This is a genomic window from Limimaricola sp. G21655-S1 (assembly GCF_027213785.1).
Lineage (GTDB): Bacteria > Pseudomonadota > Alphaproteobacteria > Rhodobacterales > Rhodobacteraceae > Limimaricola.
On sequence record NZ_JAPWGO010000010.1, the window covers coordinates 31,923 to 49,492 of the forward strand.

General features: G+C 70.0%; 19 protein-coding genes and 1 tRNA gene. 8 read left to right on the forward strand and 12 right to left on the reverse strand.

The window, feature by feature from the left end:
- Positions 1-153 precede the first annotated feature (153 nt).
- Positions 154-1,179, reverse strand: a complete 1,026-nt coding sequence (locus O4G76_RS11375) for a LacI family DNA-binding transcriptional regulator (RefSeq protein WP_269397439.1) — start codon at positions 1,177-1,179, stop codon at positions 154-156.
- Positions 1,180-1,285: 106 nt separating this feature from the next.
- Between O4G76_RS11375 and O4G76_RS11380 the strand changes: the two genes are divergently transcribed.
- Positions 1,286-1,362: transfer RNA gene (locus O4G76_RS11380), tRNA-Arg, on the forward strand.
- A 172-nt stretch (positions 1,363-1,534) separates the two neighbouring features.
- A complete protein-coding gene (locus O4G76_RS11385) occupies positions 1,535-2,251 on the forward strand; it encodes a Crp/Fnr family transcriptional regulator (RefSeq protein WP_269397440.1) in 717 nt (238 codons plus the stop codon).
- Positions 2,252-2,278: 27 nt separating this feature from the next.
- Here the strand turns inward: O4G76_RS11385 and O4G76_RS11390 are convergent, their stop codons facing one another.
- Entirely contained in the window at positions 2,279-2,983 is a 705-nt protein-coding gene (locus tag O4G76_RS11390) for a hypothetical protein (RefSeq protein ID WP_269397441.1), read from the reverse strand.
- Positions 2,955-3,239, reverse strand: coding sequence for a hypothetical protein (locus O4G76_RS11395; protein WP_085895345.1), 285 nt, complete (start codon positions 3,237-3,239; stop codon positions 2,955-2,957). The genes O4G76_RS11390 and O4G76_RS11395 overlap by 29 nt, the downstream gene beginning before the upstream one ends.
- A 181-nt stretch (positions 3,240-3,420) precedes the next feature.
- On the opposite strand from O4G76_RS11395, the gene O4G76_RS11400 reads away from it, so the two are divergent.
- From O4G76_RS11400 to O4G76_RS11410, 3 genes are all read left to right on the forward strand, one after another.
- On the forward strand, positions 3,421-4,425 hold the full coding sequence (locus O4G76_RS11400) for a hypothetical protein (protein WP_269397442.1): 1,005 nt from the start codon (positions 3,421-3,423) through the stop codon (positions 4,423-4,425).
- 196 nt (positions 4,426-4,621) lie between these two features.
- The gene (locus O4G76_RS11405) at positions 4,622-5,251 is read left to right on the forward strand and encodes a ribonuclease HII (RefSeq protein WP_269397443.1); all 630 of its coding nucleotides are present in this window, start codon (positions 4,622-4,624) and stop codon (positions 5,249-5,251) included.
- A 90-nt stretch (positions 5,252-5,341) separates the two neighbouring features.
- Positions 5,342-6,451 carry a site-specific DNA-methyltransferase gene (locus O4G76_RS11410; RefSeq protein WP_085895348.1) on the forward strand — a complete coding sequence of 370 codons (1,110 nt, stop codon included), beginning with the start codon at positions 5,342-5,344 and terminating at the stop codon, positions 6,449-6,451.
- On the opposite strand, the gene O4G76_RS11415 is transcribed toward O4G76_RS11410, so the two are convergent.
- Positions 6,448-7,590 carry an alkane 1-monooxygenase gene (locus O4G76_RS11415; protein WP_269397444.1) on the reverse strand — a complete coding sequence of 381 codons (1,143 nt, stop codon included), beginning with the start codon at positions 7,588-7,590 and terminating at the stop codon, positions 6,448-6,450. The two genes, O4G76_RS11410 and O4G76_RS11415, sit on opposite strands and share 4 nt — an antisense overlap.
- A 10-nt stretch (positions 7,591-7,600) precedes the next feature.
- Positions 7,601-8,677: an A/G-specific adenine glycosylase gene (gene mutY / locus O4G76_RS11420; RefSeq protein WP_269397532.1), complete on the reverse strand. Its 1,077-nt coding sequence runs from the start codon at positions 8,675-8,677 to the stop codon at positions 7,601-7,603.
- Positions 8,678-8,723: 46 nt separating this feature from the next.
- Between mutY and O4G76_RS11425 the strand changes: the two genes are divergently transcribed.
- Positions 8,724-9,233, forward strand: coding sequence for a DUF721 domain-containing protein (locus O4G76_RS11425; RefSeq protein ID WP_269397445.1), 510 nt, complete (start codon positions 8,724-8,726; stop codon positions 9,231-9,233).
- A 13-nt stretch (positions 9,234-9,246) separates the two neighbouring features.
- Entirely contained in the window at positions 9,247-10,125 is an 879-nt protein-coding gene (locus O4G76_RS21920; RefSeq protein ID WP_306467279.1) for a DsbA family protein, read from the forward strand.
- Here the strand turns inward: O4G76_RS21920 and lpxK are convergent.
- The 6 genes from lpxK to O4G76_RS11460 form a co-directional block, all read right to left on the reverse strand.
- Positions 10,112-11,113, reverse strand: a complete 1,002-nt coding sequence (gene lpxK, locus O4G76_RS11435; protein WP_269397446.1) for a tetraacyldisaccharide 4'-kinase — start codon at positions 11,111-11,113, stop codon at positions 10,112-10,114. The two genes, O4G76_RS21920 and lpxK, sit on opposite strands and share 14 nt — an antisense overlap.
- Complete coding sequence (locus tag O4G76_RS11440; protein ID WP_269397533.1) at positions 11,113-12,258, reverse strand: 3-deoxy-D-manno-octulosonic acid transferase; 1,146 nt, start codon at positions 12,256-12,258, stop codon at positions 11,113-11,115. The genes lpxK and O4G76_RS11440 overlap by 1 nt, the downstream gene beginning before the upstream one ends.
- On the reverse strand, positions 12,255-12,500 hold the full coding sequence (locus tag O4G76_RS11445; RefSeq protein ID WP_085895354.1) for a DUF4170 domain-containing protein: 246 nt from the start codon (positions 12,498-12,500) through the stop codon (positions 12,255-12,257). Before O4G76_RS11445 ends, O4G76_RS11440 begins: the two co-directional genes overlap by 4 nt.
- A gap of 76 nt (positions 12,501-12,576) precedes the next feature.
- Positions 12,577-13,380, reverse strand: a complete 804-nt coding sequence (locus O4G76_RS11450; RefSeq protein ID WP_269397447.1) for a 3'(2'),5'-bisphosphate nucleotidase CysQ — start codon at positions 13,378-13,380, stop codon at positions 12,577-12,579.
- Positions 13,367-14,713 carry a TldD/PmbA family protein gene (locus O4G76_RS11455; protein WP_269397448.1) on the reverse strand — a complete coding sequence of 449 codons (1,347 nt, stop codon included), beginning with the start codon at positions 14,711-14,713 and terminating at the stop codon, positions 13,367-13,369. The genes O4G76_RS11450 and O4G76_RS11455 overlap by 14 nt, the downstream gene beginning before the upstream one ends.
- A 79-nt stretch (positions 14,714-14,792) precedes the next feature.
- A complete protein-coding gene (locus O4G76_RS11460) occupies positions 14,793-16,304 on the reverse strand; it encodes a DUF2125 domain-containing protein (RefSeq protein ID WP_269397449.1) in 1,512 nt (503 codons plus the stop codon).
- 124 nt (positions 16,305-16,428) lie between these two features.
- Between O4G76_RS11460 and O4G76_RS11465 the strand changes: the two genes are divergently transcribed.
- Positions 16,429-17,172, forward strand: coding sequence for an SDR family oxidoreductase (locus O4G76_RS11465; RefSeq protein WP_269397450.1), 744 nt, complete (start codon positions 16,429-16,431; stop codon positions 17,170-17,172).
- A 6-nt stretch (positions 17,173-17,178) separates the two neighbouring features.
- Here O4G76_RS11465 and O4G76_RS11470 read toward each other — a convergent pair whose 3' ends face one another.
- A complete protein-coding gene (locus tag O4G76_RS11470) occupies positions 17,179-17,526 on the reverse strand; it encodes an HNH endonuclease (RefSeq protein ID WP_269397451.1) in 348 nt (115 codons plus the stop codon).
- Positions 17,527-17,570: the final 44 nt, after the last annotated feature.

Sequence of the window (17,570 nt, forward strand, 5' to 3'; positions counted from 1 at the left end):
TCACGGCAAACCACTCCCCCGTCCGGGCCGCTCATTCCCGGAAGCGGCCTGTGGAAAACAGGCTATGCCGAATCGCGGCCTATGCGAAGCAAAGATCGGCCGAACTGCACATAAGTGCCGATTCGTACGTCTGTTTTTGGTCCAAGGGGGCTTTCAGTGTCGCCGCAGCGTGTCGCCCCGGGCGATAAGCGGCGTCAGTTCGACCCGCTCGGCACCGCCCTCGGACGGGTTGGCGCAGCGCGCCGCGATGATCCGCGCCGCCTCGCGACCGATCTCGCGGCGGCAGGCATCCATGGTGGCCAGTTGACGCGGCAGCCCGTCGAGAAGCTCGACGCCGTTGAACCCGGCGAGACCGATCTGTCCGGGGATGTCGATGCCCTGTTCGAGCAGCCACAGCAGCCCGCCCGCGCCGATCATGTCGTTGGAGAAATACAGGAAATCGAGATCCGGCGTGCGGGTGAGCAGCGACTCGGTCATCTCGCGGCCCTTCTTGAGCGCCGAGCCGCCGGAATAGAATTCCTGGTCGGCGATCTCTATGCCGGCGCGGGCGAGATGGCGGGTGAAACCTTCGAAGCGTTTGCGGGCCCGGTGGTCGGCCGGCATCTTGGTGCCGAGAAAGCCGATCCGACGATAGCCCTCGCGCAGGATCGCCTCGGCCATCTCGCGCCCGGCCCGCCGGTGGCTGATGCCGACGCAGGCGTCGATCGGCGCGCCGTCGGTATCCATGATCTCGACCACCGGGATCTCGGCGCGCATCAGCATCGCCCGGCTCGCCTCGGTGTGCTCCAGCCCGGCGATGATCACCCCAGAGGGCCGCCAGGACAGCATCTCGAACAGCACCCGCTCCTCGGTGTCGGGCAGGTAATCCGTCACCCCCACCACCGGCTGCAGCCCGGTTCCGGCCAGCGTCTCGGAGATGCCGGACAGAACCTCGGGAAAGACCATGTTGCCCAAGCTCGGGATGATCACCGCGACCAGATTGACCCGGCTCGACGCCAGCGATCCGGCGATCCGGTTCGGCACGTAACCGAGCTTCTTGGCGGCGGCGCGCACCTTGGTGCGGGTCGCCTCGCTGACATCGCCCTTGTTGCGCAGGACCCGGCTCACGGTCATTTCGCTCACGCCTGACGCCTCCGAGACGTCGCGGAGCGTGAGGGGGCGGCGGGGCGGAATGGTCATGGCAACGGGTCCGGTGGGGGAGAACGGAACGAGCTATAGGATGCGGCGCCGGGCTTGTCCAAGCGACGTTGACGGGCCCGGCAAAGCCGGGCATGGAAGGGACCGTGGCCCCGTGGCTCAACTGGATAGAGCAATCCCCTCCTAAGGGATAGGTTGCAGGTTCGAGTCCTGCCGGGGTCACCATGGACCGATACGATGTTCGAACTTTGTGCGGCTCCGCACGGAACCTCTTGGGTTACTGGCGTTTATTATTATGGCGCAGTAGCACAGTACTGCGGTTGCAAGGACGAATACGGGATGCATCCGCCGGGGCTGCGACGAACGTCGTGCGACCGCCCGCGACGAGAAGGCGCCGATGAAGGTCGAGGAACAAGGTACACGGGGTGAAGGCAACCAGCTGCTGGCCCGGATGCCCGCAGCGCTTGCCGACCTCATGTTCGCCCATCTCGAACCCGTCAGCCTGCCGCAGGGGCTCGTGATCGAGCAGCCCAACGAACCGGTCGAGCACATCTATTTCCCGACGGGCGGCGTCATCTCCATCGTGGCGATGAACGGCGAGGGCAACGCCCAGATCGAGGCGGGGCTGGTTGGCCGCGAGGGCATGTCGGGCACCATGGTGGTGATGGGCACCGACCGGTCGCCGCATCAGACCACGGTGCAGATCGCCGGGACCGGCTACCGGCTCGAAGCGGACCGGCTGCGCGACGCGCTCGAGCAGGAGCCGCTGCGCGAGCGGCTGCTGCATTACTGCCATACGCTGTCGGTGCAGACCGCGCATACCGCGCTGGCCAACGCCAAGCTCAAGCTCGATGCCAGGCTCGCGCGCTGGTTGCTGATGTGTCACGACCGGATCGACGGGGACGAGGTGATGCTGACGCATGATTTCCTGTCGATCATGCTCGGCGTGCGCCGCGCCGGCGTCACCGTGTCGCTGCACATTCTCGAAGGGCAGGGGCTGGTGCGTGCCACGCGCGGGCAGATCCGCATCCTGAACCGTCGTGGGCTCGAAGAGATGGTCGGCGGCTGCTACGGCGCGCCCGAGGCGGAATACGCGAGACTGATGCGCGACTGAGGCAGGACCGAGGAGCCGGGCCCGGCCTCACTGCATCCGGATCACCGATTTGTCGATCGCCAGCACGTAGCCGCGCTTGGCGATGTTCTTCACCAGAAGCTCGCTCACCAGCTGGTTGCCCAGCGTGTCGCGCAGCCGCTTGATCCGCGTGGCTCCGGCGGCCTCGTCGCAATCGGCGGCGGAGCGGCCCGAGATCACCGCCTCGATCTCCGAACCCGAGAGCACCTCGTCATCCATCCGCGCCTCGGCCAGCACCGATAGCGTCTCGATCGCCGCCGGTGTCAGCTTGAACTCGAAATCGTTGAGATGCACCGCGTTCTGGTCGCGGCTGATGACGAGGCTGTTCACCTCGATGCCCTTGCGCTCGATCCGGCCCATGCGGCGGTTGAGCTGGATCAGCATCAGCAGGAACGCCACTGCCGCCACCAGCATCGCCATCGCGAAGGTCAGCAGCACGAAGATCACGAAGCGGTAGCTCGACAGCACCTCCGAAAAGGCGGTGCCCGACTGCGCGAGGATCTCCAGGAGCTTGATCTCGGCCTGCGCGGTCAGGTCGTCATTCTCGACGAAGAGCCGTTCGACCCGGGCGTTAAAGGCGTTGGCGTCGGGCAGGTTTACGAAGAGCAGGATCGCCGCGCCGATCAGCAACAGTGCGATCGCCGCGAGTCCCGCGGTGACGATCTTGTTGCCTGCTTGTCGCGCCTCAGTAGCGGAGGAAGTAATCGCCTGCACTGTCCCGCCTTTTCTCCAGACCCTCGTCGCCGAACAGGCTCACGATGGCAAGGAGCTTCCAACCATCCGAGCCGAGCCGCGGGCGCAGTTCGTCCGCGGCGGCGTCGGGTTGGTCGCATGGCGAGGAGATTTCGGCAACGCCGTAATGCAGCCTGAGCGGATCGTCGCGCTTGGCCTTGTAATCGGCGTAACAGGCCGCCTGCGCCGATGCGGCGCCGACGACGATGAACGAGAGGGTGAGGGCGAGGGTTTTCATGGGCTTCACCATGCGGCGCGGCCCGGCGCTATTCAATAACGCGCCCCGCGGGACGCCGCGTTATTGCCTGACGGAGCAATCGGGCCAACTTTGCCTCACAAGACCTGCCTCCCCCCGGCCCCGCACGATCGGCCGGCAGCAGGGTATTCGCTCCGCCGGGAGCCGCATGACGGAGACCGACATGGCACGACGCCTCATCGCCGCAACGCTTTCGCTATCGCTCGGGCTGTCCGGCCTCGCCCCCGCGCCGGTCATGGCGCAGGACGACAATGCGAGCATGGGCCGGCTGATCGGCGGGCTGGTGGCGCTCGGCGTGATCGGTGCCGCCGCCAAGCAGCAGCGCGACAAGGACAAGGAGCGCGCCGAGAAAAAGGCCAAGGCCGCCGAGAAGGAGGCCAAGGAGAAGCGCAAGGAGGCCCGCAAGGCCGCGAAGGAAGAGCGCAAGGAAGCCGAGAAGCGCCTGAAGCGCGAGCTGGAGCGCCGCGAAGAGGAAGAAGAGCGCGAAAGCGAGTCCGATGCCCGCACCCGCGCGGCGCTGGGCGCCCTGAGCGCGATCATCGCCGGGCAGGGCGCCGGCACCGGGATCGAGGCGATCGCGCGCGAGTTCGGGCTCGACCTGAGCGATCCGCAGGCCGAGGCCCGGGCCCAAGCCGAGGCGCAGGCCCGCGCCGAGGCAGCCGCGCGCGAGGAGGCCTTGGCGGCCGAACGCGAGCGCGCCGAAACCGAAGCCCGCCGCGCCGAGATCGTGCGCCAGGCCGAGGAGGCCCGGTTGGCCGAGATCGCCCGCGCCGCCGAAGAGCGGCGCCGCGCCGAGGCACACGCCCGGCTCGAAGCGCAAGGAAGCCCGGTGGCCCCGGCACCCGAGGCGCTGCCGCCGATACCGCGCGACGAGGTGACCCCGGATCTCCTGCGCGACTGGAAGCCGGCCACGACCTCTGCGCAGACCCTGCCCGAGACGACCACCCCGGTCGCCACGGGAGAGATTCCCTTCGCCTGCCTGCGCCGGCAGCAGAGCGGCTTCGAATCCGCCTCCCTGGTCGATGGCGACTGCCTCGACGATTACCCGGTGCTGGCCCGCAGTTTCCCGCTCGATTGCGCCGTGACCGGCCGCGAGGAGGGCCGGATCACCTCCGGCTACGATACGCAGTGCCTGCGCGATCGCGGCTACAGAATTGCCGTCCGGTAAAACGGTCGAGCAGAGATGCGGCTCTTGCCCCAGTTGCCGCATCGCCCCCGGGGGTGGAAGCCTGGCTTCCACCCCCTAATCATTTTTCCCCGGTGACCCTGGTGACGAGTGGGGGGCGGCGGTGTCCTCATGCCCCGCCCCTGTTTTCCCCGACACGGCTCTTGATCGCCGGTCGTCGTCGCGCCAGAACCCCCGCATGCCACCCGATTTCACAGCAGAAACCACCGCCCGCACCCGCGGGCTCGTCCGCATCTGCGGCGTCGACGAGGTGGGCCGCGGCCCGCTCGCCGGCCCGGTCACCGCCGCCGCGGTGATTCTCGATCCCGAGCGCATTCCGGACGGGCTCGACGATTCGAAGCGGCTCACCGCGCGCCGCCGTCTCGCTTTGGCCGCCGAGATCGCGGCGGTGGCCGAGGTTTCGATCGCCCATGCCAGCGTCGAGGAAATCGAGAGCCACAACATCTTGCGCGCCTCGCATCTGGCGATGGTTCGTGCCGTGGCCGGCCTTTCGGCACCGCCCTGCCACGTGCTCGTCGACGGCAACATGGTACCGCGCGGCTTGGACTACCCCAGCGAAACCATGGTGGGCGGCGATGCGCGGTCTCTGTCGATCGCCGCCGCCTCGATCGTTGCCAAGGTGGCGCGCGACCGGATCATGGCGGAGCTGGCCCAGCGTCATCCGGGCTATGGCTGGGAGCGGAATTCCGGCTATGGGACGGCCCAGCACATGGCAGCGCTACTGGATCTGGGGGTGACGCCTCATCATAGGCGTGGCTTCAAACCCATCCACAACATCTTGTATCAACCCGCAATCGCAACCGACTGATTCGAAAAAGATTTTGACACCGACTCACCTCTGACTCATATTTATCCACAAGCACGAAGCGGGCCACCGCCGCGGATCAGAGGCGTTTCCATGACCACGAAGACGACAAGCCGGGGGGCGGCCACGCTCCCCCTGAACAGCGTTTTGGCCGGCGACTGCGTCGCGCAGATGAAGAAGCTGCCGGATGCGAGCGTCGATCTGGTCTTCGCGGACCCGCCCTACAACCTGCAACTCAGGGGCGAACTGATGCGCCCGGACAATTCCCGCGTCGATGCGGTGGATGATGCCTGGGACAGCTTCGCCAGCTTCAAGACCTACGATGCCTTCACCCGCGCCTGGCTGAAACAGGCGCGCCGCGTGCTCAAGCCCGAGGGCGCGATCTGGGTGATCGGCAGCTATCACAACGTGTTCCGCCTGGGCGCCGAGCTTCAGAACCAGGGGTTCTGGATTCTCAACGACGTGGTCTGGCGCAAGTCGAACCCGATGCCGAACTTCCGCGGCAAGCGGCTGACCAACGCGCATGAGACGCTGATCTGGGCCTCGAAATCCGAGGGCGCGAAATACACCTTCAATTACGAGGCGCTGAAGGCGTTGAACGAAGGGGTGCAGATGCGCTCGGATTGGGTGCTGCCGATCTGCACCGGGGGCGAGCGGCTCAAGGACGAGAACGGCCAGAAGGCGCATCCGACGCAAAAGCCCGAATCGCTGCTGCATCGGGTGATTCTCGGCACCACCAACCCCGGCGACGTGATCCTCGATCCGTTCTTCGGCACCGGCACCACCGGCGCCGTGGCCAAGGCGATGGGCCGCGATTTCATCGGCATCGAGCGCGAGGCCGATTATCGCCGCGTCGCCGAGGCCCGGATCGCGCAGGTTCGCCCCTACGATTCGGATGCGCTTCAGGTCTCGACCTCGAAGCGGGCCGAGCCGCGCGTCGCCTTCGGCGTTCTGGTCGAGCGCGGCATGCTGCGGCCGGGCGAGGTGCTGCACAGCCTCAACGGCCGTCACCGCGCCCGGGTGCGCGCCGACGGCACGCTGGTCTGTTCCGAGGCCAAGGGCTCGATCCACCAGGTCGGGGCCCAGCTCGAGGGCGCGCCGTCCTGCAACGGCTGGACCTATTGGCACTTCAAGCGCGACGGCGCGACGGTGCCGATCGACCTGCTGCGTCAGCAGGTGCGCGCGGAGATGGCCGGCGACTAGGCGCCGCGCGGCCGCGGCAGCTCGCCCCGCTTGTACGGTCCCCAATCGGTGACCTCCGGGTAGAAGCGCCTGCGCCAGGCGCGCACGCGCGGGTTCATCATGCGCCGCCAGACGGGCGGGATCAGCGCCGCCACCCCCATGATCGGGTAGCCCTGCGGCAGCTGCGGCGCCTCGTCCTCGGGGTAGGTCTGTAGCAGCGGATAGCGGCGGTCGGGCTTGTAGTGGTGGTCCGAATGGCGCTGCAGGTTGATCAGCAGCCGGTTCGAGGCGCGGTGCTCGGCGTTCCAGGAATGGCGCGGCTGCACATGGTCGTAGCGCCCCTCCCCGAGATGCTTTCGCGTCAGCCCGTAATGCTCGATGTAGTTCACCAGCTCCAGCTGCCAGATCGCGACGAAGGCCTGCAACGCGAACAGCACGAGCCCCTCGATGCCGCCCAGGGCCAGCGCCAGCCCCAGCATCCCCGCCTGCAGCGCGGCGTAGCGCCAGAACGGGTTCTTGGCGCTGCGCATGCTGAGCCCCTTGCGCGCCAGGAGCCGCGCCTCGGCGCGCCAGGCATCGCGCGGCATCCGCCACAGCACCCGGAAGAAGTGCCGATGGAAGCCCTCGTTGTAGCGTGCCGTCACCACATCGGCGGGTGTGCCGACATGCAGGTGATGCACCCGCAGATGATGCGAGCGGAACGGCGACCAGAGCACCATGGCGAGCAGGATGTCGCCCAGCCATCGCTCCAGCCGGTCGCGCTGGTGCAGGAGTTCATGCGCATAGACGATGCCGACCGCGCCCGAGATCACGCCCTGTCCCACGAAGAGCCCGATCTTCTCCCATGTCCCGAGATGGCCTGCGCGACTGGCATAGAAGACGAGGCCGAAGGTCATGACCGCCTGCGCGGGGCCCCAGATCATGGTGAGCAGCCGGTGCCAGAACAGCGCGCTCTCGGGCGTTTCGGGGTCGGGGTTCGAGCGGTCGAGCCCGCCGACGAGGTCGAGGATGTCGAACAAGAGCCAGGCGAAGGCGGGCAGCAGCAGCACCCACCAGCCCCCCATATGCGCGGCAATGGCCGCGAGGGGCAGGGTCAGCAGCGACACCCAAAAGGGCAGGGCGGACAGGATCGGGGCGCGCGGCGCCGGCAGCGTGGTCATGCGCGAGAGCCTAGCCCGCCGCTCCGGGCCGCTCAACGGCGAGATGCGGCGTCGCCACGTCGTGCACCTTGCGCATCAGCGTCGGCAGGGCGCCGGGGCGGAACGCCTCGGCTGCCACGAAATGCCCGCGTTCGGGATTGGTGGGCGGCAGTTCCGCCACCATCACGGTCAGGGTCAGCGCGAAATGGGTAAAGACGTGCACGGCCTCGCCCGCCTCGCGCCAATCGGCTGCGGCCGGCGGCGCGGGCTCGGGCGCCTGCGTCCAGTCCGATCCGGGAAAGCCCAGCATGCCCCCCAGAAGCCCCTTGTCGGGCCGGGTTTCCATGAGCCAGGCGCCGTCGGCGCGCCGCCCGACATAGGCATAGCCGCGGCGTTGCGGTTTGGCCTTCTTCGGCGCCTTCACCGGGCGTTCGCCCTGCGTGCCGCGCTGCCTCGCGAGGCAGGGCTCGCGCAGCGGGCAGATGCCGCAGGCGGGGTTGCGGGGCGTGCAGATCGTCGCGCCGAGATCCATCACCGCCTGCGCGTGATCGCCGGGGCGGTCGCGCGGCGTCAGCCGGGCGGCATGGACGGTGAGCTCGGGCTTGGCGGCGGGCAAGGGCGTGGCGACGTCGAAGAGCCGTGACATGACCCGCTCCACATTGCCGTCCACCACCGTCTCGGGCCGGTCGAAGGCGATCGCGGCGATGGCGGCGGCGGTATAGGGGCCGATGCCCGGAAGCGCGATCAACGCGTCATGCGTGTCGGGAAACCGGCCACCGTGATCGGCCACCACGGCGCGGGCGCATTTCAGGAGGTTGCGGGCCCGGGCGTAGTAGCCGAGCCCGGCCCATTCGGCCATCACCTCCGAATCCTCGGCCGCCGCGAGATCGGCCACGCTCGGCCACAGCGCGACGAAGCGGTCGTGGTACTTCTTCACCGCGGCCACTGTGGTCTGCTGCAGCATCACCTCGGACAGCCAGACGCTGTAGGGGTCGGGACGCGCGCCCGCCAGCTTTTCGGCCGGCCCGGTGCGCCATGGCATGGTCCGGGCGTGGCGGTCGTACCAGTCGCGCAGCGCCTCGGTCATTTCGGTCTCGGTCACGCGCATCCCCTCTGGTCCGGCCCCCGCCCGATCTAGTAGGATGGGGGCTGTCATGAAACAGCGACGCGCCTCCACCACACGCGGATTTGCGCAGGCCTCGGGCCTGTTGCAGTCGCGCATCCGCGGCGCCTCCGAGGCGCGCGGCTTTGCCGTCACGCGGCTTCTGACCCATTGGGCCGAGATCGTCGGCGAGGACACGGCGCGGATCGCGCAGCCGGTGAAGATCGGCTATGGCCGCGACGGTCTGGGCGCGACGCTGACGCTTCTGACCACCGGCGCGCAGGCGCCGATGCTGTCGATGCAGGCCGAGACGATCCGCGAGCGGGTCAATGCCTGCTACGGCTACCGCGCCATCTCCAAGGTGCGGATCACCCAGACCGCGCCGACGGGATTCGCCGATGGCCAGGCGGCCTTCGCTCCCGCCCCCAAGGCGGCGCCGCGCGCGCCGGATCCCGAGGTGCGGGCACAGGCGGCAAAGACCGCCGAGGGTGTCGGGGACACGGAATTGCGACTTGCGCTCGAGGCCTTGGCTGCCAATGTCCTGTCCAAACGTCGGAATTAAGACAGGACACCGCATGAAACTCGCAAGCTCCACCATCGCCCTGACCGCCGCGCTGGGCTGGATGGCCCTCGCCGCCCCGCTCTCGGCGCAGGAGGCCACCGAGGCCGAGACCGAGACGACCGCCGAGGAGACCGCCGTAGAGGCCGAGGCCGGAACCGAGGAAGCCGACGCAGCAGCCGAGGCCGAAGCCGAAACGGAGATGGAGGCCGAAACCGAAGCCGAAACGGAGATGGAGGCCGAAGCCGAAGTCGAACCGGAGATGGAGGCCGAAGCCGAAAGCGCCGAGACCGAAATCGAGGCGGAAGCCGGCGCCGAGGCCGAAACCGGGACGGCCACTGCCTCCGACGAGGATGCCACCCCGGCCGAGGACGGCATCGTCGAGATGGTGCAGGGCGCCGAAGACGCGCCGGTGACGGTGATGGAATACGCCTCCTACACCTGCCCGCATTGCGCGAACTGGCACGAGACCAGCTATCCACAGCTCAAGGACTACATCGACGAGGGCAAGGTGCGCTTCGTCTATCGCGAGGTGTATTTCGACCGTCCCGGCCTCTGGGCCTCGATGATCGCGCGCTGCGGCGGCGAGCAGAAGTTCTTCGGCATCTCCGACATGCTCTACGAGCAGCAGCGCGACTGGGCCGCCGGCGGCGACCCGGCGGCGATCGCCGCGAAGCTGCGCGAGATCGGCCTCAAGGCCGGGCTCGAAGAGGCGCAGCTCGAGGCCTGCCTGACCGATGGCGACAAGGCGCAGGAGCTGGTGAGCTGGTTCGAGGAAAACGCCAAGGCCGACGACATCACCTCGACGCCGACTTTCCTGATCAATGGCGAGAAGCACTCGAACATGGCTTGGGCCGACATGGCCGAGATCATCGACGGGCTTATCGAGGAGTAAGCCCCAGCCGGTCCAGCGCGGCATCGAGCGGGGCGGGATCGCCCCATTCGAGCCGCACCGGCAGGGTCAGCACCTTGGATCTGAAGGACGCGGGCAGGCGCACCGCGTCCTTTTCCGTCGTGACCAGCTGCGCCGGCAAGGCGCGCGCCTCCTGTTCGAGCCGCGTCATCAGCGCCGGCGTCAGCGGCTGGTGATCGCCCAAGGCCTCGGCCCGGCGCAGATCGGCGCCAAGCCCCTTGAGCGTCGCGAAGAACTTTTCCGGGTGACCGATGCCGGCAAAGGCCAGTACCGGCATCCGCTCCCACATCATGCCGGTCATCAGCGGCGCAAGGCGGCCCGTCAGATGCGGCAGACCGGCCAGCTGCGCGCCCCAGCGCTCGGAAAAGCGGGCCTGCTGCGCCGCGCCGCCGATCGAGAGCACCATGTCGGCGCGCGCCAGCCCGGCGGGGACCGGCTCGCGCAGCGGTCCGGCCGGGATGACCCGGCCATTGCCGAAGCCGCGCGCGGCATCCACCACCACGATCGAGAGATCCTTGTCGAGCGCCGGGTTCTGAAAGCCGTCATCGAGGATCAGCGCCCGTGCGCCGGCGGCCACCGCCGCCCGCGCCCCTGCGGCCCGGTCTCGCGCGACCCAGACCGGGCCGAAGGCCGCGAGAAGCAGCGGCTCGTCTCCGACCTCATCCGCCGCATGGCGGCGTTCATCGACCCGGATCGGCCCTTCCAGCCGTCCGCCATGGCCCCGGCTCACCACATGGGCCTCGATCCCGCGCTCGGCGAGGCGCTGCATCAGCGCGATGGCGGTCGGCGTCTTGCCGGTGCCGCCGGCGTTGAGATTGCCAACGCAGATCACCGGCACCGGCGCGCGCCAGCCGGGCCGCGCGACCCGCCGCGCGGTGGCCGTGGCATAGAGCGCGGCGAGCGGCGCCAGTGCGCAGGCGCGCGGTCCGGGGCGCGCGGGGTCGCCATCCCAGAAGGCCGGCGCCCTCATCAGCGCCGCTCCAGGGCCTGGCGAACCAGTTCCATGGTTCGGTTGGTCGCCTCGGCGCCCTCGGTCGCCACGTCCCAGGCGGCGCGGGCCAGCATCGCCGCGCGGTCGGGCGCGAGCAGCGCCTCGACCGCCTGTCCGAGATCGGCGGGGCCGCGCACGATGCGGCAGGCCCCGGCGGCGGCCAGCCTGCCGAATCCGGCGGCATGCAGCGCCTGTCGCGGGCCGTGCAGCACCGCCGAGCCAAGCGCCGCGGGCTCCATCGGGTCGCGGCAGGGCAGGTCGGAGAGCGTTCCGCCCAGGAAGGTCATCGGTGCGAGTCGGTACCAAAGCCCGATCTCGCCCGGCCCGTCGGCGACGTAGATCTCGGTCGCCTCGTCCGGCTCGTCGCCTTCCGCCCGTTCGGCCACGATGAAGCCCCGCGCGCGCAGGGCGCGGGCGATCGGCAGCGCGGCGGCCTCGCTCGCGGGGGCGACGATCATCAGCAGCCGGTGCGCGCGCTTGCTGGCCTGACGTTGGGCCGCGGCGATGGCGTCGATCTCGGCCTCGACCCCGCTCGCCACGAGCCAGACCGGCCGCGAGCCGATCGCCGCGGCGAGATCGGCCCGATCGCGCTCGTAGCAATCGGGGAGCGGCCGCGTGGCATCGAGGCGTCCGATGATCTCGATCCGTGTCGGCTCGACGCCGATGCGGCGCAGCCGTGCCGCGGCGGTGCCGTCGGCCGCGAGCAGCCGCTCGAACTGCTGGTAGGCCGCGCGCTTCGTGCCGAGCCGCCAGCCACCGCCAGCCACCGCGATCATGTCGGCCTCGGCATCGACCATCAGGGCGGGCAGTCCCGCCTTGGCGGTCTCGAACAGCACGGAGGGCTGCACCGGGCCACGCATCCAGACCAGAAGGTCGGGCCGCCAGCGCGCTAGGAAGTCCTGCGTGGCGGAACGGCTGTCGGCCAGCGGCGGCCATTGCAGCAGCTTGCGCGGCGCGTCGCGCAGCCGCGCCGGTGCCGTCAGCAGCAGCGTCAGCGGGTCGCGATCCTCGTCGAAGCGCCGGGCCAGCGCCGCGACCGCGGCACTGCGCGCCGGGTCGGGGCAATGGACCCAGACCAGCGGTCCCTCGGGACGCTTCGCGGGATCGGCGGGCGGCTGTCTCAGTTGCCGAGTTCCTCGGTCGGGGAGGCGGCGGCCTCCTCGTCGCGCAGCCGGTGGATATGCGCGATGAAGTAGCGCATGTGGGCGTTGTCGACGGTGCGCTGCGCCTCGCTCTTCCAGGCCGAATAGGCCGAGGCGTAATCGGGGAACATGCCGACGATGTGGATGTCGTCGGTGTTGCGGAACACGTTCTTCGACGGATCGATCAGCTCGCCGCCGAAGACGAGATGCAGGCGCTGGGTCATGGGAATCCTCGGGGTTGGGGCTTTCGCGGCAAATTACGCGTCGAAGGGCCCGGGTCAAGCCGGGGTCAGGCCGGGGTCAGGCCGGAGGCGGAACGGGGGAGGCGGCGAGCAGCGGCAGCAGCACGCCGTGTAGCGCCCCGCCCGCCAGCACGCCGTCGCTCTGCGGATGCGGCTTGTTGAAGCCCAGCTCGGCGCCGCGCTGGTCGGTGGCGGTGCCGCCGGCCTCGGTCAGGATCAGGCTGCCCGCCGCGATGTCCCATTCCCAGGTCGGGCGGATCGTCAGCATCGCGTCGAAGCGGGCCTCTGCCAGCAGGCACAGCCGCCAGGCCAGCGCCGAGCGGAACGCGCGACGCAGGGGCGGCACCTCGCCGCCCAGCCAGTGCTCGGGGCTCATGGCGAGGCGCGGGCCCAAGAGCGTGGCGCGGGCGGGATCGGTCTCGGCGCTGGCGCGGATCGGCGCGCCGTTGAGAAAGGCGCCGCCGCCCAGCGTCGCGGTATAGAGCAGATCGCGCTGTGGCAGCAGCACGCAGGCGGCGGTGATCCGGCCGTTCTCGGCCACCGCCAGCGAATGCGCCCAATCGCGGCTGCCCTCGAGATAGGCGCGGGTGCCGTCGATCGGGTCGACGATGAAGATCCGATCGGCCTCAAGCCGCTCGGGCGCATCCGCCGTCTCCTCGGACAGCCAGCCATAGTCGGGGCGCGCCGCACCGAGCCGTTCGCGCAGCATCGCGTCCACCGCCAGATCGGCCTCGCAGACCGGGCCGCCCTCATCGGGCTTGTCCCAGACCTGCGGCGCGCGAAAGCCGCAGGCAATGACCGCCGCCTCACGCGCCGCCGCGACAAGCAGCGCCAGATCGTCGCTGGGATCAGTCGCCGGCAAGGGTCATTCCATCCACGAGCAGGGAGGGCACGACGCGGCTCAGATGCTGGCGCGCGTCGTTGGCGGGCAGCAGGGTCATCAGCATCTCGCGCAGGTTGCCCGCGATGGTGCATTCATTGACCGGATGGACGATCTCGCCCTTCTCGACCCAGAAGCCCGAGGCGCCGCGCGAGTAGTCGCCGGTGTTGGGATTGATGGTCGAGCCGATCATCGAGGTGACCAGAAGGCCGGTGCCCATCTGCGCGATCAGATCGGCGCGCGTGGCGCTGCCCTCGGTCAGCCGGAGATTGGTGACGGCGGGGGAGGGCGGCGCCGAGGTGCCGCGCGCGGCGTTGCCGGTGCTTTCCAGCCCCAGCTTGCGCGCGGTGGCGAGGTCGAGCACCCAGCCGGTGAGCACCCCGTCATCGACCAGCACCCGCTCGGCGGTGGGCAGTCCCTCGCCGTCGAACAGCCGCGAGCCGGAGGCGCGCGGGCGATGCGGCTCCTCGATCACCGAAAGCCCCCTGGGCAGGACCTGCGACCCGTCGCGGCCCAGGAGCCAGCTCGATCCGCGGGCGATCGCTCCGCCATTGGCGGCGGCCAGCAGATGGCCGATCAGCGAGGAGGAGATGCGCTCGTCGAACAGAACCGGGTATTTCCCGGTGCGCGGGCGGCGCGGGTTCTGTCGGGCGGCGGCGCGTTCGCCGGCGGTGCGGCCGATCTCCTCCGCACTGCGCAGCTCGGACTGGAAGATGCGGCTGTCGCCGTCATAGTCGCGCTCCATGCCGGTGCCGCTGCCGGACACCGCGACGCAGGAGATCGCGCGGTCCGAGCGCTCGTAGCCGCCCGAAAAGCCGTTGGTGGCAGCGAGATGGATCCGGCGATGGCCATAGCCGGCGCTGGCGCCCTGCACCTGCGTCACCCCCTCGACGCCGCGCGCCGCCGCCTCGGCGCGGCGCGCATCCTCCTCGAGCGCGGCCGGGTCCGGCTCCGGCGCGGGGTCGTACATCTCGAGCCGCGACGAATCGGTGTCGCGGGCCAGCTGCGACGGATCGGCGAGCCCGGCATGCGGGTCCTCGGGCGCCTCGCGCGCCATGGCGACGGCGCGTTCGGCCATGGTCTCGATGGTGGCGTCGCGCGCATCCGACGAGGAGACCACCGCCTGCCGCCGCCCGATCAGCACCCGCAGGCCGATATCGACCCCCTCGGCGCGCTCGGCCTGCTCCAGCCGGCCCTCGCGCACGTCGATCGACACCGAGGTGCCGTCCACCGCGACCGCGTCGGCGGCCTCCGCCCCGGCGCGGCGGGCGGCGGCGAGCATCCTGTCGGTCAGGTCGGCGAGCGAGACGGTCATGGCGCATCCTTTCGGGCTGTCGCCCGACCATCTAGCGCGCCCGCGCCGCGCTGGAAAGCGAGGCCGCGGGCGGTGCGCCTCACTTGATCCGCTGGCCGTTGGCGATGACGTGGCCCTCGGCGTTGATCTCGATCTCCGAGCGCAGCTCGTCATTGCCGATCGGGGTGGTGAACAGCCCCAGCATCATCCGCGCGCCCATCAGCTGCTCGGCCGGGATCACGCCCAGCGTCGAGAGGTTCTCGATCAGCGCGTTCAGGCCGGCGATCTTCAGCTCGATTTTGCCCTCGGGACGGGGAAAGCCCTCGAAGGTCTCGAAATCCTCGTTGTCGAAAGTGAAGGCGCCGTCGCCCAGAAGTTCGGCACCGGCGAGACGCAGCACCAGCCGGTCCAGCATCAGGCTCTCGATCTCGGGCGCGGCCTCGGCCATCGCGGCCTCCTCGCCCACCGCCTCGGCGGTGTCGGGATCGGTAAGATCCTGCGGCAGCCGGGCGGTGCCCGACAGCTCGGCGATCAGCGTCGCGGGCTCGCGCGGCAGCACCGCGGCGGGATCGAACAGCATCCAGACCGGGTCGCCGAGCGTCAGGCTGTCGAGCGTGACCCGCGCCGAGAAATCCTGCGCCGCCTCGCCCGCCGCCAGCGGCGCGTCGAGGCCGAAGCCGTATTCGCCGACCGCGATCTCGACCGGGAAGGGCAGCGGCCCGGTGAGCCGCAGGTCGAGCCCCTTGGTCGATGAGGCATAGGCGGCGCGGGCCGGGTCGAGCGTCAGTTCGACCGCGCTCGAAACGGTGCGCGCGGTGCCGGCGGCACGCCCCTCGGGCCCTTCGCCTTCGAACTCCACCAGCGCCGGGCCGGTGGCGTAGTCGAAGCCGAGCGCGAATCCCTCGGGCAGCGCCTCGGCTTCTTCCATGCCTTCGGGCAGCGCCAGCGCACCGGACAGGGCGATCTCGGCGACGCTGCCTTTGATCGAAACGGTGCCCCCCTCCTCGCGGTCCTCGCCCTCGATCGACAGTTCGAGCGTCTCGGCGGCGATGTCGTAATCGGTGCGGCGCAGCCCCTCGGCGCCGGTCTCGGACAGGTAGCTGCCGCGCAGGACGTTGAGCGCGAGCGTCGCCTCGGCCGGCATCTGCACCCCGTCCTCGCGCAACGCCTCGAGCACCAGCGCGTAGCGTCGCGCGGCATAGTCGTAGCGCATCGCGCCGGGATCGCCGCTGACCGTCACCTCGAGCCCGTCCTGCCGCACACCGAGGTCGATCTCGGTCTCGACCCCGTCCTCGTCCATGCCGGTGATGACGACCGGGTAGCTGTCGGGCAGCGACACCGCGACGGTGCCGTCGCCGGCCTCGGTGAAGGTGATCTCGGCCACCCGCGCCACCAGTTCGCCATCCTCGCCCTGCATGGTCAGCACGAGGTCGGTGACGGTCAGCCCGTCGGCGGAGCGGGTCTCGGCGCCGGTCTCGATCCGGGTATCGCCGAGCCGGGCCGCCCCCTCCTGCCAGTCCTGCCAGACCTGCTCGGCGGTGACCTCGGCCTGTGCGGCGCCGGCCAACAGGATCAGCGCGCCGATCGGCGCGGTTTTGGACAATGCGGCCATGTCGGGCCCTCCTCGCATTCGCAGTTCCACGGGCCGGGCCCGTCGCGCCGGTGACCGGGGCGTCTGGACCGGAGACTAGGCCCCCGTTACGCTGGACGAAAGGTCAAAGCGCGGGGAGGGCGCGATGCAGGGGAAGACGGTACTGATCACCGGAGCCAGCCGCGGCATCGGAGCCGCCGCCGCGCGCGCCTTCGCCGGGGCCGGGGCCCGCGTCGCGCTGCTCGCGCGCAGCGCCGAGGCGCTCTCGGACATCGCCAAGGAGCTGGGCGAGGCCGGTCTCGCCATTCCTTGCGATGTCAGCCGCTACTGGGAGGTCGAGGCGGCGGTCGAGGCCTGCGTCAAGGAATTCGGGCGGCTCGACGTGATGGTCAACAACGCGGGCGCGATCGAGCCGATCGGCGCCATGGGCGGGCTCGACCCCGAGGCCTGGGGCAAGGTGATCGACATCAACCTCAAGGGCGTCTTCAACGGCATGCGCGCGGCGCTGCCGGTGATGCTCGAGCAGGGCGGCGGCACGATCATCACCGTCTCGTCGGGCGCCGCGCACAACGCGGTCGAGGGCTGGTCGGCCTATTGCGCCTCCAAGGCCGGGGCGGCGATGCTGACCCGCTCGCTTGATCTCGAATATCGCGGTCGCGGCATTCGCGCGATGGGGCTGAGCCCCGGCACCGTCGCCACGCAGATGCAGCGCGAGATCAAGGCATCGGGCATCAACGCGGTGAGCCGGCTCGACTGGTCGGTGCACATCCCGCCGGAATGGCCGGCCCGCGCGCTGGTCTGGATGTGCTCCGACAAGGCGCAGGACCAGGTCGGTCAGGAGGTCTCGCTGCGCGACGAGGAGATCCGCCGGCGCATCGGGCTGCGCTGAGAGGGCTCAGCGGCCGCGACGCTTGCCCGGCACCTTCGAGGAAAAGCCCGGCGGCCGCTTCGACACCCATGCGATGAACCTCTCCAGCCGGGGATGCGCGCGCAGCCGCTCCGGCGTGTTGTAGTCGCGCGCCAGCTCCGCTTCGCTCAGCGTCGCGTGGATCTCCTTGTGGCAGATGTGGTGCAGCAGCACCTGCGGCCCATGCGTGCCGCCCTTGAGCTTCGGCACGAGGTGATGCGCGCTTTGCGGCACCCCGGGGGGGATCGGCCGCCGGCACAGCGCGCAGAGCGGATCGGCGCGCGGTGTGGCGACGGACAGGGCCTCGGTCTGGCGTTTCTCGCGGCGGCTTGGCATGGGGAAGAAGATGGGGCGCGGCGATGACGTCCTCAAGCGCGGCC